The sequence below is a fragment of the Microbacterium sp. Bi128 genome, assembly GCF_918698205.1.
This window is the reverse complement of the sequence record NZ_CAKKMM010000815.1, coordinates 1-2,268: the sequence shown is the minus strand read 5'-3', so window position 1 is coordinate 2,268 and position 2,268 is coordinate 1. Positions and strand designations below refer to the sequence as shown.

The window sequence follows — 2,268 nt, the reverse complement described above, 5'->3', positions numbered from 1 at the left end:
CCCCGGCGTGGGCGCTCGTCGGATGCTGGGCGCGGACCACCGTGGCATGGACGAACGGCTCGCGGCGGCTGGCGAGTTCATCGGCCCTGGCGGCCAGGGATCCTGCGGTGGAGGCCATCAGATCGGCGGCCGGGCCCGGCCCTGCATGGCAGCCCAGACGCGGGCCGGGGTGCAGGGCATGTCCATATGTGTGACGCCGAACGGCGCCAGGGCATCGACAACAGCGTTGACGATCGCCGGCGGTGAGCCGACTGTGGCGGACTCGCCGATGCCCTTCGCCCCGATCGGGTGGTGCGGGGAGGGCGTGACAGTGAATCCGGTTTCCCAGTCCGGCACTTCCATGGCCGTGGGGATCAGGTAGTCCATGAAGGACCCGGCGAGGCAGTTGCCGTCCTCGTCGAACTCGATGATCTCCATCAGGGCCATGCCCACACCGTCCGTCAGCCCGCCATGCACCTGGCCTTCGATGATCATCGGGTTGATCCTGGTGCCGCAGTCATCCACCGCGATGAAGCGCCGCACTTTGACCTGCCCCGTGCCGGGATCGATGTCGACGACGCAGATGTAGGCGCCGAACGGGAAGGTCAGGTTCGGCGGGTCGTAGGTGACCTCGGCGTCGAGGTTTCCGTCCACGCCCTCAGGCAAGGCAACGGTGCCGTGGGCGCCCATGGCGATCTCGGCCATGGTCTTGCCGACGCTCGGATCGCCTTTGACGAACCAGCGGCCCTTTTCCCATTCGAGGTCCTCGGGGCGGGTCTCCAGCATCGCCCCGGCGATCAGTTTCGCCTTCTCGCGCACCTTCCGGGCTACAAGGGCCACGGCGCCGCCGCTGACCGGCGTCGAACGGCTGCCGTACGTGCCCAAGCCGAACGGCGTCTGGTCGGTGTCCCCGTGCACCACCTCGATGTCCTCCGGCGGGATGCCGAGTTCTTCCGCCACGATCTGGGCGAAGGTGGTCTCGTGGCCCTGGCCCTGGCTCTGCACCGAGATGCGCACCACGGCCTTGCCAGTGGGGTGGACGCGCAGTTCAGCGCCGTCGGCCATGCCGAGGCCCACAATGTCGAAGTGCTTCCTTGGCCCGGCTCCGACGACTTCCGTGAAGAAGGAAACCCCGATGCCCATGAGTTCCCCGCGTTCGCGTTTCTCGGCCTGCTCGCGGCGGAGGTCCTCGTATCCGGCGAGCTGCATCGAGAGGCGCATGGCGGCCTCGTAGTTGCCCGAGTCGTAGACCCAGCCGGTCTTGTTGGCATAGGGGAACTGCTCCGGCTTGATGAAGTTCTTCAGCCGTAGTTCCGCCGGGTCCATGTCCAGCTTGCGGGCAAGAATGTCGACCATCCGCTCCACGAGGTAGACGGCCTCGGTGACCCGGAACGAGCACGCGTACGCGACCCCGCCGGGCGCCTTGTTGGTATAGACACCGGTGACGGAGCAGTGGGCGGCCGCGAGGTCGTAGCTGCCGGTGAAGATGGAGAAGAATCCGGCCGGGTTCTTGGTGGGCTGGGCCGTGGCGTTGAACGCGCCGTGGTCGGCCAGCACGTGGGTGCGCAGGGCGAGGATCTTGCCGTCTTTGGTCGCCGCGATTTCGCCCTGCATGATGTAGTCCCGGGCGAACGAGGTTGACATCAGGTTTTCGGAGCGGTCCTCCACCCATTTGACCGGGCGGCCGGAGACGATCGAACCGACGACGGCGAGGATGTAGCCGGGATAGATCCCGACCTTGTTGCCGAAACCGCCGCCGATATCGGGGGAGACGATCCGGATCTTGTGCTCGGGGATGCCGGCGACGATCGCGAACAGGGTCCGGTGCGCGTGCGGTGCCTGGGTGGTCTCGTAGAGCGTCAGCTTGCCGTTGACGGCGTCGAAATCGGCGACGGCGCCGCACGTCTCCATCGGTGCGGGATGGACCCGCGGGTAGACGATCTCCTGGCTGACCACAACATCCGCGGAGGCGAACACCGCATCCGTTTCGGCCTTGTCGCCCATCTCCCAGTCGAAGATCCGGTTGTCCGTCCGGCCCTCGATCTCATCGCGGATCACCGGGGCGTCCGGGTCCAGCGCCTTGCGGGCGTCCACCAGCGGGGGAAGGACTTCGTATTCGACGTCGATCAGCTCCAGGGCGTCCCGTGCGGCGTAACGGTCCTCGGCCACGACAAACGCGACTTCCTGCCCCTGGAACCGCACCTTGTCGGTCACCAGCACAGCTTGGACATCCGCCGAGAGCGTCGGCGCCCACGCGAGCTTCAGGCCCAGAAGGTCCTTGCCTGTGAT

The 2,268-nt window shown here is 66.9% G+C and carries 1 protein-coding gene; it reads right to left on the bottom strand.

Annotated elements, in window-relative coordinates; all coding sequences use genetic code 11:
• Positions 1–117: 117 nt before the first annotated feature.
• Positions 118–2,268: aerobic carbon-monoxide dehydrogenase large subunit (locus tag LQV45_RS26625; RefSeq protein WP_230009727.1), on the bottom strand; the 2,151-nt coding region annotated here is incomplete at its 5' end.